This is a genomic window from Paenibacillus sp. GQ49, from assembly GCF_059759055.1.
In genome coordinates this window covers 86,390-103,250 of the sequence record NZ_JCAXEL010000019.1, presented here as the reverse complement: position 1 = coordinate 103,250, position 16,861 = coordinate 86,390, and the positions used below count along the sequence as shown (strand labels likewise).

Sequence of the window (16,861 nt, the reverse complement as noted above, 5' to 3'; positions counted from 1 at the left end):
TAATGTCGTTACTGCCGATGATTGCAGTATCACATGTAAGAATCAATTTAATCTAGATATGACGATCAAACGCTGACGCTTTCTCCACTTGATCTGTACGGTTCTCATCCATAACTTGAATCAGCTTATTTAAACGGAAGATCAGCGCTGCAGCTTCGGATCTGCTTAAGTGCTGCATGGGACGGAAGCTGCCGTCTTCATATCCGGTAATCATGTACAAACCTGCAAGTTCCTGCACTTCTTCTTTGGCCCAATCAGATACATCAGTCTGGTCGGTAAACGCTCTTGGGGAAGTCAGCGGTTCCGGTCTGATTTTACGAACAACATTTGCTATAATCTTGGATGCCTGTTCCCGTGTCACCAGCGCATGTGGAGCGAATTTGCCGTTCCCCATGCCTTGAACCATCTCATGATGAACGGCTGCCTTAATCTCAGGAGCAAACCAATCCTCATCGTTCACATCCTGAAATCCATGTTGTTCATTAACCGTTGTGTCCACACCCATCAGACGCACGATTAATGCAGTGAACTCCGCACGGGTGATCGGACGGCGTGGCTCGAAGCGAGTTTCACTTACACCTTGAATGATATTTTGTTCGGCCAGCCAGGTGATCTGATCTTTATTGAATGTTTGGCTGATATCAATAAATTTGATAATTTTTTTCACAGGTACATCAGGCTGCTCAGACGGTTCTGGTTGTGAACTCACCTCATCGGCTTGTTCCGATGTACCGTTTGGACTCGGGGTTGCACCGCCACCGCTCCAGGAGGATGGTGGATACGGAAAAGTCATGGCTGCTGCCCGTTTTCTTTCACTTTTTTCACCTGCTGAATTCTCCGTCCATACTTCCACCTCATAATGCTGCTCGGCATTCAGTCCTGTCCATACATGACTGCGCTGCGTGCCACGGTAGATCTCACGATCTTTATGGGTGATCACAATCACCTCATTCATTGAATCCAGTTCCCAAGTTAGCTTAATCGTATTCGTACCTTGCGCTATGGCTGCTACTGTCAGTTCCTCGGAAGGTAGCGTCTCGAATTCCGGTACTTGAAGCGTCTCACCCTCCCCTGCCTCATTAAATGGAATGATTGCAAAGTCAGTATAACGCTCTGCACTTTTTAATTCAGACACATGTATGGATGTCTCAGTGGTCGTTCCCACAAGCTCTTCATTTCGATAAACTCGATAACCCGCAGCACCAGGAACCAGTTCCCATACAATGTCTGCACCATATATGGAACGCCCCTCTACTACAGGAGTTGAAGCAGCACTACCAGGCAAAGTCATTGCATGAAGGTAATAACCACCATCACTACTGCCGGAGGCATTCATCGCCTTCACTGTATAGATATAGTTCACGCCCGGTTCGAGTTCCTTGTCGTCATAGAACAGTTCGTCTGCAGGAACACGAGCAATCTCTACACCGTCACGCTCAATGATAAACAACTCGGCACCTTCGACCCGGCTCTGTTCCAATATAAGACGAATGTGGTCCTTTGCAGAATGATACTCCACTTTGACAGGAGCTGCTGGCTTGGTCAGGACAGAATACACGAGCTTCTCCGATCCATCTCCCTGGTCATTCTCTGTGTAGATTTCAATCGGGTACTGCTTGCCTGCATCCAGTTGATCAACAATAAACTCTTTTGTTTTGCCTCGGTATACTTCTGTACCATCCAGTAATATAACAAAAGTTTCGTTCCCATAAGGGAAGTCCCATTCCAGTTTGACGTGATCTGTCTCCGGATATATCTTCATTTCCAGTGAATCAACATGAGGTAAGGTGTAAAAAGGAGTCACGATCATTGGACTTCCTGAACCAGCCGTATTATAAGGAATAATCTGTATCTGATCATATCGGGTTGCACTCTCCAAATGAGTTAATCTCACCTCTGTGATATCCCCTTCTTCAATCGTGGTGAACATCTGATCTCCGATACGTATGGTATATCCCTCCGCACCTTGTACCTTTGGCCAAGAGATTAATCCCTCCTTTTCCCCAATCTTGCTTGCATGTAAAGGTTCATGAATGATCGCAGGCAACGTTCGCAAGTGAACTTCGAAACCGGAATCACTCTCTCCGGTTGCATTGGATGTTTTGATGGTATACGTGTAATGCTCTCCTGGTGTCAGTCCATTCATCTTCAAATGAAGCTTGATCTGCTGGAACCTTAGCAACTTCAACACCATCCCGCATAATAATGAATTGCTCTGCTCCCCGTGTTGAGCTTCCAGTCAGGTCCAATACCGCGGTCTGATCTGTAATGTGTATTATGCCTGCCGTCTGAGGTGAGATGGGTTTCGTTAAAACCTGAATCTGAATAGGTTCAGACCGATGACCATCTTCATTAATCGCAACAAGTTCGAATTCATACGCTGTGCCATCCAGCATGCTATTGAGATGTACAGACGGTTCAGACACGCTCTGTACATCTCCCGTTACCCGATTACGAATCTCATATGCAGCCGCTCCCTGAACAACATCCCAAGCCAGATCCACCGCATGTGTTCCGGCTTTCACTGTGATACTTTCTGCAACCAATGGCAACGTTTGAGTCATTACACTGAAAGTAAGCGGCGCACTCGTTCCACTCGCATTGACTGCCCGAATTACATAAGTATATTTCGTTCCTGGCGACAGATCCTTGTCTACAAACTGGGTTTCACTTGAATCCATCTGAGCGATCTCTCTTCCATCCCGTTCAATGACGTAATGATCTGCCCCTTGGACACCAGTGTTACTGAAATCCAGACCTAGGCTGTTTTTTGCCACATCATATACCGCAAACTTAACGGGTTTCTCAGGCAAAGTCAGCAGAGATACATCCGTCGCTTCAGAACGAGTCCCTTGTCTGTTGACTGCCCATAGTTGATAGCGATGCCACGTCCCACCCTGGAGACCTGTAATCGTCGCTCCATTCTCCATTCCTCTATAGATCTCCTTGCCATTCTGCTCAATCACGTATTCAGCGGCACCTTCCACGACAGACCAAGAAACTTTTGTATGATGTACTCCTGAATCAACAAGTACTTCGGCAGGAGACACAGGTTTGGACAATCGGATGAGCTGCGCTGTTTCACCTGATCCAGAAGCATTCACAGCCTGAACTTCCAAAGCGTACTCTGTACCTGGCAACAATTCCTCAGCCGTGTAGGCCAGTTCTGATGTTCTGCCCACTTCTGTTCCATTGATTTTCACAATATAGAGATTTGCCGTATCTACAGCTTGCCATGCAAGTCCCATACTTGTCTCACCAGTCGATGTAACATTCAGTCCTTCCGGCCTGCTAGGTAGCGTAAGAATTGTACTACTGGTGGATGCACCGTACCCAGCAGCATTGCCCGCCTGTACTTCATAGGTATACTCACGACTGCTTGACAGGTGGTGAACTGCGAGTTGTGTATCTGATATCTCATGGCTATGTCCATCGATGACCACCCGATATTTCGTTGCCCCAGCTACAGGTTCCCAGCTCAAGATTGCTCCCTGTTCAGTTACTTGAACAACGTGAAGTCCCGACGGGCTCTCTGGTAGCGTTGTTCCTGATACCGAACTGCGCATCCCCTGTCCACTTCCGTTCACTGCTTGTACATCCAGTTGATAAGATGTTCCTGAACTCAGTCCCGCAAAGATCCATTCTTGGGTTCCAGCAGGAACCGTTCCCGACTTCTCTCCATTCAACCATAACTCATAACGATCGGCTCCACGTACTGCTTCCCAATTCAGACGAAGGCTCCCTGTGGAAGCATCTGATATCTGTAAGCCGGACACCTGCCCAGGTAAAGTCTTGAGCAAAGGTAATCCTGCCAACGGTCCTGGTCCTGTCTCATTTCCGGCAATTAACGTATAGCTGTACTCCGTTCCGCTATCCAGACCCGAGTCCAGATACTCCGTCTGCTCTCCTTCATATATGGCTGTTCCATCGCGTGAAAGACCATAATACGTTGCAGAAGTCACTGTCTCCCATTTCAATGAAATATCATGCTCCTGAATTTGAACGGCCATAAATTCACCGGGCACTGCCGGCAGTGTGAGAAATCCAGTTCTACTACTACCACCTGCTCCGCTTTCATTCATTGCAGTTACCGAAATGTTATGCATGGTTCCTGGAACGAGGTTGCTGACATAGGGAGGGCTACCAGGATCAGATACTGTCTGATCAAATACGGTGGCACCGTCCGAAGTAGTCGCGATGATGCGGTAAGCATCTGCTCCTCGTACTGAATCAAATTGAATTTCGGCCAAATTGGGCTGTGAATCTACTTTTCGAACGTGCAACGTTCCGGGAGCTGCCGGGGTAGTTAATACTTGAACGCTTATTGCATCACTTACTCCGGTATGGTTTCTAACTCTAACTTCATATTCATAGACCTGACCACCGCTTAGGGAGTGATCGATTATACTGTGGTTAGGATAATCCAGTGTCCATGACTGTCCTGTTGTTTTATTCGTTATCTCATACTGATATCCATCGGTATACCTTTCCCCAGTTGGCAAATCCACTGTAAGTTCAGCTGATGTCTCAGCGATCTGTGTCATTCTCACATGATTCGGTTGCTGGGGCTTGCGTTGAATATGGTAAGGTGATGATGTTGTCTCATATGTATTCCCTGCTCTGTCCATGGTTTTCGCATGGATGTACCATATACCTTCCGATTCGATGGATATTTTATGCTGGTCAGAGCGGGCTTCAAGCCAATGCTCCGGTGATTCTGCACTGTTCGTAACTTGATAGAATTGTTCCAGTTCCTGAATGCCTGAGTGGGCGTCGGCATACTGAATGGTAGTGGATATGTCCATGTCCGTCCAGCCATGTCCGTTCGGTGCAAATGTAATCGTTGGAGCCATCTGATCCACATAGGCGATTCGACTGATTTCCTTGCTCACATTGCCAACGGTATCCCTTGCTCTAGCTCGAATGGTGGTACCGCCGTTTGTGCTTACTGTACCCGTATTGCCTGCAATATAAGGAGCATCGTTCATGCTGTATTCATAGGAAATTGCTTGTTCATCCACACTTCCAGCAATGGTGAATTGCACATGCTCTTTACTCCATCCAGAAGAACTTAAACGAATAACCGGCTCGGTTGGAGCTGTCGTGTCGATTCGAACTGTAGCCTGAGCGGACGTGCTTATATTCCCTACACGGTCAAGTGAACGTGCATATACGATCGTTTCTCCCTCATCGGTAACCGTCACTTCACCCGTGTAATCGATCCAGGGACCTTTTTTGTTAAGTCGATATTGACTCTTGGCAAGTCCACTGCCCGCATCTTCACCACTGTTTATCGCAAAAGTTACATCCTGATTCGTCCAATCCTCTTCACTTAACGTAATCGTTGGTTGCTCAGGCCCAGTCTTGTCGATTCTGGCTGTTGCCGAAGTGGAAGCACTGACATTGGCGGCCCGATCAACACTTCGTGCGTAAATCTCGGTTATTCCTTCTTCACTGAGTGTAAGAGGAGCCTTGTAGTCGATCCATTCTCCCTCACTTCCCAGCTTGTACTGTGTCAGACTAATGCCACTTGCTTCGTCCGTACCCTCCGTTAATGTCACGATTACCGCCGCTTTTGTCCAATCGGGCGGATTCAGCGAGATGACAGGTGGCGTTGGTGCCGTCCGATCTACTCTGGCTGTCACAGCCGTTTCCTGTCCTGTATTACCAAACGCATCAATACTGCGTGCCATAACAGTTGTGTTTCCTTCACTGCTTACGGTAAACGGAGCGCTGTATTCACGCCATTCTCCTGCCGGACCAACTTTTACTTCAGTCTTCTGAGTTCCGCTCAAGGCATCCTTTCCTTCTTCAACCGTGACCAGAACATCTTCCTTGGTCCATGTGGATGGAGTCACTGTAACGGAAGGAGCAGTCGGGCCCGTTGTATCTTTAATCATCTCTCCAGCGGATATAAACGGGGTCTGTATCCCTTCACCATTCAGTGCCGCCACAAATACTTCATATTTTCCGTCCGCGAGTCCGGTCAGGGCAAACGCTGTACGTGTGGAAGTTGTTGTTCCCGTTGCGAGGACTTGCCCACCTGGACTGCGTATTTCCGTTTTATAATGGGTGCCCGTAGGATTTGCATTATTATTCCAGCTCGCTGTAACAGAGTTGCCTGATTGTGTCACAGCCGCAGCAGCGGGTGGATTCGCCAATGTATATTTGGTGGATGGACTGGAGTACCCCGTGAAGGAACCACTTGAATTTTTGGCACGTACAGCAAAAGAATAACTCGTATTCGGAGTGAGCCCAGTCACCTGCCGACTGTTTGATGCACCTGTATCCACGATCTGATTCGTCGTCATATTTTTCAGTTCATACGTTACGGATGCATCATTAGCCTTCTTATCCCAGTTGACCGTCAAGTTATTAGAATTAACCAATGTGTATGTCGGCGTTCCGGGCACAACAAAACTTCTTACTGTAAAGTTAACGGTTCCTGCTGAGGACACCCCACCTTTGTCATCCATGACCCATACTTGCAACGTGTGCGTACCATCTGGCAGGGTGCCAGGCAATGTGTAATTGGTGTTGAAAGACTGATTTGAACCCGTTGCGGTCATCTGGGTAAGAATGTTCTCAGACCCACCATCAATGGACCATTTCACGGTCAACAGGTCGCCTACATCCGTATCTCGCGTTGTACCAGAGATCTGAAGTTGCTCGCCTTTGTAATACGTTTGCCCCGAAGAAGGAGCCGTTAGTGTAAATGAAGGCGGAACGTTCTGAGGGCCGATTCCCACGATCGTTGAAAATTTGCGTGAAGCCTGATTCGCTGTTGCTTTGGCATTCCACCAGAATTGCGCAGCTGTATCACTCGCCGTAACGGTCTGACCTGGAGTGAATGACGAAGGTGAAGAACCCCCTGTTAGCTGCGCATTGTCCGGACCGCTATACTGTCCCATGTATATGCGATCTGCATTCACAACATTGTACGTATTCGCATAAAAAGCCGTGACCTGAACGCCGCCGCTATAATTGCGCCATCCATTCTCGATGACTTCAAACGGAGAAGCATCATTGCCATTCACCATCGTATCCCAATAAAATGTTCCACCCAAATTCAGTGCCGATCCACTACGGTTGATGGCTTCCAGTTCAACCTTCATATACCCACCTTGTGAGGTAGCATTAACGATAGATACACGCAAAATATATTCGACATTGTCCTTTTGCCGGGACATTTCAATCACATTATTGTTAATTCGGTAATAATTAAGCGGCAATGTTTTGAAATTCACGGGTGATCCATTATGGTCGATAATCGTAGATACATTCCCTGTATCACCACCGTAAAATACATTTGTGTTTGGTAGTAATACGATTCTGTATTTACCGTCACTGTTCATCTCCACTTTCACCTTGGAGGACTGTACAGCCTTCATGCTGGACGTATCGGATACAATCCCGATTGTTTCAACCGTTTCAGCCATTACCGTCGTTGCGCCCCATTCAAGCAAAAGAGCTTGAGGTGATAATAACGCAAATGCCAATACCACTTTGGTTAATTGTTCCGCTTGTTTCTTCACACGTTTTCCTGATTTCTTCAACGTCTACTCTCCTTTTTGGCACACAAAAAAAGGAGGCACCCCAACAAAGGAACGATGTCCTAAGTTGGGGTGCCTCCCCTAACAAGTGTCATTTTTTCTTGATTATAACGATTAAGCGCATGAATGTAAACACTTGATCATGAACGCCTTACTTCTCATTTCTCATCTCTGATCTTTAATAACGCTTCGTCCAATGCGCCAACGACCTTGTCACACCAACCATCAAATTCCGGATCTTCGGTCTGTAACTCAGGACGCGTCAGAATGTGTTCAATCGTACGTCGAATGCCCTGATCAGCTCTTGTCGTTGCTACAAATTCCGGAACAAGCCGCTTCAGCTTACTGTTGTCAAACACAACGGTATTGGCTTTGTCACCCAGCAATCCGCCGCGAAGATCCTGATCACTGCATGCTGCCAAGAACTCAGAGGGTACATGAACCGCATGAAGCTTAACGCCCAACACGTCAGCTATAATCTCATGAATCTGATTCCATGTGACGGATTCATCTGAGGTGATATGTACCGATTCACCAATGGCATGGATATTTCCCATCAGCCCGATAAACCCTTTGGCAAAATCAGTATTGTGCGTAATGGTCCACAAGGAGGTGCCATCTCCATGGATGATAACGGGTTTGCCTTCACGGATACGCTTGAGAACCTGCCAACTGCCTTGAGCACCATGAACACCGAGAGGTACCGATTTGTCGCCATACGTATGGCTCGGACGCACGATGGTCACAGGGAATCCACGTTCGCGGTATTGTTTCATCAGATAGTCTTCACAGGCAATCTTGTTGCGTGAATACTCCCAATATGGATTCGATAAGGGTGTCCCTTCCGTGATCCGGTAATCAGCCAAAGGTGTCTGATATGCCGATGCCGAACTTATAAAAATAAACTGCTTTGTTTTATCCTTGAACAAACGGTAATCTCGCTCCAATTGAGACGGTACAAAAGCGATAAAGTCTGCCACAACATCAAATTCCAGATCAGCTATCAGTTCCGCTACACGTTTCTCGTCATTAATGTCCGCTTGAAGTACGTTGACCTCACTAGGTAAGTCATCGTTATGATTGCCGCGATTAATTAAATAAAGTTCACAGCCTTGCTGTGCAAGCATCTCCGTAATGGCCGTACTGATGGTGCCTGTCCCTCCAATAAATAGCGCTTTCATTTCGCCACCTCCTGATCGATTTTACCCACTTTCTCATGATAACACGCACCAAAAAAAGGAGCAAAGCTCGGTGACCCGAAACCTTGCTCCTTCTGCTTATACGACCTTAATCGTTGCATATATCATGTACATGCCGCAATGGATCTCATATTCTCCCTTAGGCAGATCTTTGTCGACCGTATAATAATTGGGTCCCTTTTGCATGTATAGATCCATGCCAAGCTTTTGTGATCCCACTGATTTCACATGTGTCACCGACCGGGTCAGAATAAAGTTGATTTTGGTCGGTACGCCAGCCTTCACCTCGATGACGTCTGGTCCAAAACCATCGTTGCTCACGTCCACATCAATGACTTCATATCCCTTCAAATCCTCCGAAGTCTCGGCTTGTGCTGTTACTGCACTTCCCGATCCCGGGGATACGTCTTTGCCCATAAAATAAACCAAAAATGATCCAAGCAGTACAACAACGGTCAGACCCAGCGTTAACCAAGGCCATGTTTTTCCAAACCAGCTTTTCATATAAACACTCCTCATTCGATGTCCCATCAATATTCAATCAACAGACGGATGTATTCTTTAAGCATACCTGATTCGCATGACAATGAAAATGACCCCTCTGGGCTATTGCGATTGAGCTATATTACCTCAATAGAAAAAGCCTGATTTCTCAGGCTTATCTACGGGTATTCCCGTTCATGCTTCGCAATATCCCTTTTTGTATAACTCAGGAATAGATCGGTGTATTCCGACTTCGTCTCATGCGTAATTTATACAACTCTGGCAGGGCTACACCAATGAGTACAATAATAACTCCGAACCATTGCAATCCGCTGACATGCTCATGGAGCACGATTGAGGATAACAATACTGCAATTGGAAGCTCCACTGCACCCAGGATTCCGGCCATGTCACCACCAATATGCGGAACGCCGATAGCGAACAATACTGGTGGAATGAATGCCCCGAAGAATCCAAGCAGCAATCCAAATACAAGCAACTGGCTCCAGATCAACCCGTTAAAGAGGAATGTCGGCGGGAACAAAATGCACAGCAGGATCAATCCGCCTGTAACCATCCACGCACTGCGGAAGGCTGGATGCGCTGAAGGAACCGCTTTACCGCTGAACAAGACAAACAGGGAATAACTTACAGCTGCCATTAGTCCAAGAGCAATACCCAGACCGTTGAACTCACCCAATCCTTGTTCCAGGAAACCCGCTGCCAGCAAAGTTCCACCAAACAGAATGATCAACGTTAGGAATGTGACTTTGTCTGGACGTTGACGTTTGCTTATCGCCTGAATCAATACGCTAATCCAAGTGAACTGGAACAACAGGATAATGGCAAGTGAAGCCGGAATGTAACGCAAAGACTGATAATACACGAGACCTGTAATTACCGTTGGTGTTCCAGCAGCCATCAATATCAGACGTTGTTTCCACGTCAACCGCTTGAATACCTGTGCCACGGCTCCTGATGCTTTGCCATTTGCCTGTGACTTACGTTTTGTTCTAAATTTTGTGTATAGCGCCAGCATCCAGGATAGAAGAAAACCCGTGATCAGCTGTGCTCCCACAACCTCTCCAAGTTTATATCCTTCGCCGTACGCCAGAACCACAATCGTGGATAATATGCCATAGCTCATCGCTCCCGCGAGAACGGACAGATAATATTTCATTGTGAATAAACCTCCTGATGATAAGAAAAATACGCCCGCATGTTGGTTCATGCCAAGGTCACAGACACCATCTAAATGCAAAAAATCCTAACTACGAGCAAGGAATACATTGATTCCTTGGCATCGTAGTTAGGAAGTATAGGCTTCCCGTAGAGACCCTCGCCCTGTGTACACTTTCGGCCTGCGAGGTTATACGAAATGATATATGCAATTTGATGTAATTCGTGTGTGACGACTTTTCATATATTACATGGGAGGTGAGATGGTGTCAACCCTATTCCGTATAAAAAAACGTCATGTCCGATTGGAGCCTGAAGAGTCCCACTCCAATGTTTGCTGTAAACCTTCCTTCAATCCATCCAGATCCAGCCCATCTACGGCAAAAGCCTCACGGATCAAAGGCGGCGCGACAAATTCATCATACTTGCCCAGATAAGGCGCTTCATCTTCAGCCAGTAACGCAGATGCGTCTCCAGCCGTTCGACACTCACTCATGATCTCGGCTAACAATGTTCGTTCGTCGACCTTGCCGGATACTACAAAATAATATGGCTCCATGGGCACAACTGAACGCAAGGCAAGTTTCTTCGACAGATTATGCTTCATCAGGCGCTCCAATGTACGGAATGATTTACTTCCCACCCAAGGAAGAACATACATCGAATCTCCCCCTGCCGGAATCACGACCTGCTTCAACAGTCCGCTTTCACGAGCTAGGCGGCGTGCCCGTTCAAGTCGATTGACGGCTTGCGGTGACAAGTAGGGATAGATGGTCGAGTCGGACAACACTTCACGCATTTTCTGTACTACCGACGTATGAATATCTCCTCCCGCTCCAAGCCATAACGTATCTACTTTACCTTTTGCAGACTTCACATACACAGCCTTGTGCTTGTGATCGACCTCTTCCACTTTCCACAGTTTGCCTGCGAGTGAGAAGCAGTAGCCAGGTGGGGGCACGGTTGTAATCGAACCAATCTCTTCTGAGCCGTTTAGTACTTTATGTTCCTCATCGTCTTTAAACACGGCGTAGAAGCGATAATTATTCACAATTTTCTCACCCGTCAGACCGATGATCAAAGTTCGATCCTCTGTCCATTGCAGATGATCCGTCTCGATGAGGTAATTCAGGAATACCTGATATTGATCAGGTCTAATCAACGCAAATGGAGCCAGCGAAAGGATGGCTTCTGCAAGATCTCTCGGCTCCGCCTCCCCCATACTTTTCAACATGCTCATCGTCTGATGGTAGAGCACACCTATGGGCATTTTGCGAGCTTCAAGCGGCTCGACCCACTTGGTTTTTACATAGAGCTCAATGACAGCAATCGCACGCATCAACGTCCACGGCATACGTGCTGGCAATTGCGCTTCCTCATCCTCTTCCTCCGGACATACAAAAAGCATCTCCGATGCCATATCCTCTCGTCTTCCCGAACGTCCCAGACGCTGTACAAAGCTCGAAGCACTATACGGTGCACCGAGCTGAACCACACGTTCCAGTTCGCCCAGATCAATTCCCAGTTCAAGCGTGACCGTTGCCGCAGCAACCGCAGGCCCCGACCCGGTGCGTAGGGCAGCTTCCGTCTCTTCCCTCAGCATAGCCGAGATACTTCCATGATGCACATGGAACACATCACGCTCTTGCCTGCGAGCCGCAACCCGCCGCATCTCAAGAATGGTGACTTCAGCATCCGTTCGGCTGTTGGTGAAGATCAGCGCTTTTTTACGATGTGTACTCTCATAAATGAAGTCGTAGTACGCTTTACGTGCGTTATGAAGCTGCTCCGCCTGCTCCTCGTCCTGCGCATCTGGAAAAGAGAAATGTTCCACCCGCAGTCGCAGCTTGCGACCGCCCGGGGAAGAGACCACATTCACCCCCTGCTGCGTTCCGGCAGCAAGCCAACATGTAGCCGCATCATAGTCACTAAGTGTAGCCGACAAGCCCACTCTTCGCGGTGCACAGCCAGCCATACGCTCGATTCTGGCAAGCTCGCTGAGTACTTGAATGCCCCGATCTGCTCCCATAAAAGCATGCACCTCATCGATGATGACATATCGCAAGTCATGAAACAGCGCCGGGATTGAATTCGGTCGATTCATGAGCAGACCTTCCAGCGATTCTGGCGTTATCTGGAGCACACCGGACGGATTTTTCATCAGTTTTGTTTTCTCCGCCTGAGGTACGTCACCGTGCCAATGCCAAACCGGAATATTTCCTTCGGATAACAGATCCTTTAGACGTTCGAATTGATCGTTAATCAGGGCTTTCAGAGGTCCAATGTACAAAATGCCAACCGACTTGGAAGGCCGTTCATACAGCTCGGTTAATGCAGGGAAAAAAGCCGCCTCCGTCTTGCCGGAGGCTGTTCCCGCCGCAATCAGCATATGATGCGGGGTATGAAAACAGATATTGCAGGCCTCAATCTGGGCAGGACGAAGCGATTCCCATCTTTTTTTATATATAAATTCCTGAACAAACGGCGCCAGCCGATAGAACGGATTATCACTCATAATTCAAACTCCGCCAGAAAGTCGTCCAGATCATCTGTATTTGCGGAAGCATCTGCCCCTTTAACCGTTTCCTGAGGTTTGGCAACCCGCTCGCCAAGTAATTGAGTATAAGTCACTTCAGGATTCTGGTGTAAAGTATGTAGTACATCCATAAAATCCCGTACCACTTCACGCGTGGTCAGCAATTCATCCGCACCCAGTCGGTTTACCGCCGTTTGCATAAAATCAACCAATTGTTCATCCGTCAAACTTGCGCTGTATCCAAAATGCAGAGCATGAATCTGCCGCAGCTTCTGGAGCAGAATCAGAATCTCTTCATGAGATAACATCGCCAGCTTCAAGATCGGACCTGTGTAATTCGCATACGCTTTGGCTGCATAACGGCCATCAATAAGCCTGGAGCGAAGCGCTTCATAGCTGTATAATCCGCGCCGTTCATCCTCCACAAACTGTGGCGTACCGCCTACAAATATGCCCAGGTGCTCTGCCTTGCCCTGCATCGTATCATTGAACATGGTCAGCAATTTCTCATAGTTGCTTTGACGGGAGACACTGTTTGTAATTTTGTACATATTCACCGCTTCATCAATGAACAACAGCAATCCTTTGTAACCAATGCGCGCTGTGAATTCAGACCATAATTTGAAGTAGTCGTACCAGTTGTCATCGTCAATAATAACCCCAACAGCCAGTTCTTTTTTCGCTTCCGTTTTGGTTGCAAATTCTCCTCGAAGCCAGCGAAGTGCCGCCTGTTTGCGATCATCATCAGCCAGCTTGTACCCGTTCCAGTATGACGCCAGTACTTTGGCAAAATCAAAGCCGTGAACCAGATTCTGCATCTCCCCCGTCACCGCATAAATCTGTTTCTCTACCTCAAGCGGCAAAGCGGGATCATCCGGGCGCAAGTTCTGACTCTGCATCGTGGACTGTTGCAACCCTGCGATCCATTTTTGCAAAATCGGCTCCAACGCTCCCCCATCCGGGCGTGTGCGTGTAGACAGACGAGTCATCAGTTCGCGATATGTCGCAAGTCCCTGCCCCTTGGTCCCCACCAATCGTCGCTCTGGTGACAGATCGGCATCTGCCACAACAAAATCCCTATCCATCGCATAATTACGAATCATTTGCAAAAGAAAGCTTTTACCGCTGCCGTAACGACCCGTAATGAGTTTAAACGCTGCGCCGCCCTCAGCGATATTGTCCATATCCCGCAAGATGGCTTCCACTTCCGGTTTCCGGCCAACAGCAATCTGCTCCAGTCCAATTCGCGGGACAACACCCGCTGTCAATGAATTTACAAGTGCGGTGGTCAGCCGCTTTGGTATTTTAAGTTCTGTCACTGCGTATCACCTCTTCACATGTTCGAACACATCTATATAATCAGGAACAATCCGGTCCCCATCAATCAGAAGATCACCGATCGTTTCCATAGCCACATCATTAATTTCATCCAGCAGAAGCGTAGGCATCGTTCCATATTGCTCAGCCAGACGCATCAGCTCCGTATCTGGACTTGCGCCAAGTAGAACATGAATCGTTTGCACCTGCTGAGGGGAGAGTTCCTTGGCAAAGAGCAGCCATTCTTCATCCAGATCAGCCTCAGTAGACTCGTCCCACTGCAACCTAATAGATTCTACTTGCGCTCCTGTTGCAATCTCTTCTGCCGATAGCTCCGACTCCATGGAACCTTCAGTTGGAGTGATCTCGTCCCTTACTTCTAGCGCATCGAATGGATTACTTGTAACATTTGCGTTGTTAACCTCTTCATCCTTCACTTCAGAAGGGTGATCATCCTCAATTGTAAGCGCCAATCGCACGTACTCACTTTCCTGCTGTAACGATGCCAATTTCTCTGTGTCAATCCGAATCATCGGTTGTTCCACAGACTCCGCATGCTCGATCGCATATGTTTTGTCCAGGTATCGCTCAATCAGATTTGCAAGTTCGGGTTCAAGAGTCTGTCCTCGCAATCGGCCTCTGAATCCGAGCAGTTCACGAAGTTTATTTTCAGTACATCGATAGATCCGCGTAACCATCTGCACAAATTCAGCCTGTTCACCTATGGGCATATATCTGAACGATACCGATCTTCCATAGATCGAATCATCATAGACTGCTTTGCGAAACAGAATGCGCTCCATCGTGCGTTCATCGTTATGATCACACTCAGGCAACAGTCCAACTTGTCGCGTACGTTCCAGGTACGAATCAACCAAGGCCATGGCCCGCGGGATGTACTGCTCCATCACTTCTTTGCCGCCATCTCTGTAGAATTTACTGAGCGTAATATCGTAATCATAGTATCTTTGCAGCATATTCAGCGATATATCCGATACATTATCCTGTAAAATGCGTTGCAGCTCCCTATCCAGCATCTCTGCTGGCAGGTATCCGCCCGAAAGGCCCATGACCTCGGATAAGGACATTTCCATCTGATGGACCAGCACATAATCGACCATCCACTCTTGCATATATATATTTAATTGGGGCAGCCGTTCACGGTAGTTCACCCATAGCTGCTTCAATTGATCATAACCATCCTGAGGATTCTGCCAGCCAATGCCGTTAATTAACTCGTAGATATGAACAAATAGATAGGACAGATCGGTATCCGGGTATCTCCCCTGACGTACTTCCTTCCTCCAAAACAAATACCACTTGCGCTGGGCTTCATTCATCACGCCATACGTTGGCCAGTAACTCATAAAGGGAACCCACGGGGATACATCCCCCTCCATCTCTGCCCACTGCTTTGCTTCCTCTACAAAACGTTTCTCTGAGGACAATATGCCTCCACGATGCTGCATCGTATCATGTGCAGACTGCACAATGGTTGAACGATCAGGAACTGGCACTGCTGCTGTTTCAGGTTCTTCACTCAGATCTATCTCCATAAATTCCAATTGTCTTGAGTTGTCTTTCATAGAACGTTATCTCACCCTCCTCCAAGACAGAATACGAACAAGTGTATCCATAGGGATCATTATATCACTTGTCCTGTGTCTGCGGTGACGAAATTTAGACATTCCTGGACACAAAAAAGAAGGCATTTCTGCCCTCTTCTCATCATGATGTTATATAAGTTGAAATAATGATTTTCACATTGCACTACGATGACAGAATAACCTTCCAATCGCTGTTATCCCCAGATTTTACCGATTCCCTTTTCTAAAGGGAAAAATCCGGTTATAAATGCGAACGCTTCGCTTTTCCAGCTTTTTTCTGTCCTCTCCGTTAGGTGTAAATGTATTATTTCAACTTATATAGATACCTTTTAAATATGAAAAAAGTCCGCCCTACGTATTAATCCATTGATCCAGTAGTCGGAATGTCTCTGATGCACTGTGTACCATGTTGTCATGATCTTCTGGAGTACTGATGGACTGCTGCAGCAAACCCGTAAACTCGCTCCATCTTGTTCTTGTTTCTGAGCCGTAAGCATTGAAATATTCCAAACCACGATCGGCCTCAATGGGCAGGAACTGCGACAAACGTTTGGTCATGATCTGTCCACCGTTCGTGGACCCCTCAATTACATACAGATATCCGAACAAACGCGCAGGTGTTGAAATATCCGGCAGTTCTTCACACAGCGGAAGTTGAGTGATCTCTTCTTCACCGGCACCCAGATTTCGTAAATCTTTTTCCAACAGTCCAGCCTTGCCTCTAATCTCGATATCCAATCCCGTACTTCCCCAGAAAGGCTGTTGTACAGCCTGATCTTCCAGCGGTTTCAGGAATCCATAAAATTTCTCTAAATATTTTCTATATTCTTCTGTAGTCACAGTTTGATTCATAATGGCTTTTGCATAAGGGTTCTGTTCTACTTGTCTGTGATAATGAGCTGTCTCGCTCTTCAGACGTTCCATAATAGTTGTTGCTGTCATCGTAGTTATCCCCTTTCACAATCTGTTCTATTGTTGCAAATGAAC

General features: G+C 47.3%; 9 protein-coding genes and 1 riboswitch. All 9 genes read right to left on the bottom strand.

What is annotated here, in order from left to right:
* Window positions 1–52 precede the first annotated feature (52 nt).
* On the bottom strand, window positions 53–2,182 hold the full coding sequence (locus AC6CIF_RS25360) for an S-layer homology domain-containing protein (protein ID WP_498202015.1): 2,130 nt from the start codon (window positions 2,180–2,182) through the stop codon (window positions 53–55).
* A complete protein-coding gene (locus tag AC6CIF_RS25355) occupies window positions 2,076–7,556 on the bottom strand; it encodes an OmpL47-type beta-barrel domain-containing protein (protein ID WP_498202014.1) in 5,481 nt (1,826 codons plus the stop codon). The genes AC6CIF_RS25360 and AC6CIF_RS25355 overlap by 107 nt, the downstream gene beginning before the upstream one ends.
* Window positions 7,557–7,711: 155 nt before the next feature.
* Window positions 7,712–8,734, bottom strand: coding sequence for an SDR family oxidoreductase (locus AC6CIF_RS25350; protein WP_498202013.1), 1,023 nt, complete (start codon window positions 8,732–8,734; stop codon window positions 7,712–7,714).
* A 96-nt stretch (window positions 8,735–8,830) separates the two neighbouring features.
* The gene (locus AC6CIF_RS25345) at window positions 8,831–9,256 is read right to left on the bottom strand and encodes a cupredoxin domain-containing protein (protein WP_498202012.1); all 426 of its coding nucleotides are present in this window, start codon (window positions 9,254–9,256) and stop codon (window positions 8,831–8,833) included.
* A 205-nt stretch (window positions 9,257–9,461) separates the two neighbouring features.
* Window positions 9,462–10,415 carry an EamA family transporter gene (locus tag AC6CIF_RS25340; RefSeq protein ID WP_017688752.1) on the bottom strand — a complete coding sequence of 318 codons (954 nt, stop codon included), beginning with the start codon at window positions 10,413–10,415 and terminating at the stop codon, window positions 9,462–9,464.
* Between the two features lie 106 nt (window positions 10,416–10,521).
* Window positions 10,522–10,632: riboswitch (purine riboswitch) on the bottom strand.
* A 77-nt stretch (window positions 10,633–10,709) separates the two neighbouring features.
* On the bottom strand, window positions 10,710–12,929 hold the full coding sequence (locus AC6CIF_RS25335; protein WP_498202011.1) for a DEAD/DEAH box helicase: 2,220 nt from the start codon (window positions 12,927–12,929) through the stop codon (window positions 10,710–10,712).
* Window positions 12,926–14,269, bottom strand: coding sequence for an ATP-binding protein (locus AC6CIF_RS25330; RefSeq protein ID WP_498202010.1), 1,344 nt, complete (start codon window positions 14,267–14,269; stop codon window positions 12,926–12,928). The genes AC6CIF_RS25335 and AC6CIF_RS25330 overlap by 4 nt, the downstream gene beginning before the upstream one ends.
* A gap of 6 nt (window positions 14,270–14,275) precedes the next feature.
* Window positions 14,276–15,853 (bottom strand): TerB N-terminal domain-containing protein, encoded by a 1,578-nt coding sequence (locus AC6CIF_RS25325; RefSeq protein WP_498202009.1) that lies wholly within the window; start codon window positions 15,851–15,853, stop codon window positions 14,276–14,278.
* A gap of 372 nt (window positions 15,854–16,225) precedes the next feature.
* The gene (locus tag AC6CIF_RS25320) at window positions 16,226–16,816 is read right to left on the bottom strand and encodes a biliverdin-producing heme oxygenase (protein WP_498202008.1); all 591 of its coding nucleotides are present in this window, start codon (window positions 16,814–16,816) and stop codon (window positions 16,226–16,228) included.
* Window positions 16,817–16,861 lie beyond the last annotated feature (45 nt).

Excerpts from the sequence above, each read along its gene's own strand:
- AC6CIF_RS25345 (WP_498202012.1), bottom strand. The coding sequence starts at position 9,256 with ATGAAAAGCTGGTTTGGAAAAACATGGCCTTGGTTAACGCTGGGTCTG.
- AC6CIF_RS25340 (WP_017688752.1), bottom strand. The coding sequence starts at position 10,415 with ATGAAATATTATCTGTCCGTTCTCGCGGGAGCGATGAGCTATGGCATA.
- AC6CIF_RS25320 (WP_498202008.1), bottom strand. The coding sequence starts at position 16,816 with ATGACAGCAACAACTATTATGGAACGTCTGAAGAGCGAGACAGCTCAT.
- AC6CIF_RS25335 (WP_498202011.1), bottom strand. The coding sequence starts at position 12,929 with ATGAGTGATAATCCGTTCTATCGGCTGGCGCCGTTTGTTCAGGAATTT.
- AC6CIF_RS25325 (WP_498202009.1), bottom strand. The coding sequence starts at position 15,853 with ATGAAAGACAACTCAAGACAATTGGAATTTATGGAGATAGATCTGAGT.
- AC6CIF_RS25350 (WP_498202013.1), bottom strand. The coding sequence starts at position 8,734 with ATGAAAGCGCTATTTATTGGAGGGACAGGCACCATCAGTACGGCCATT.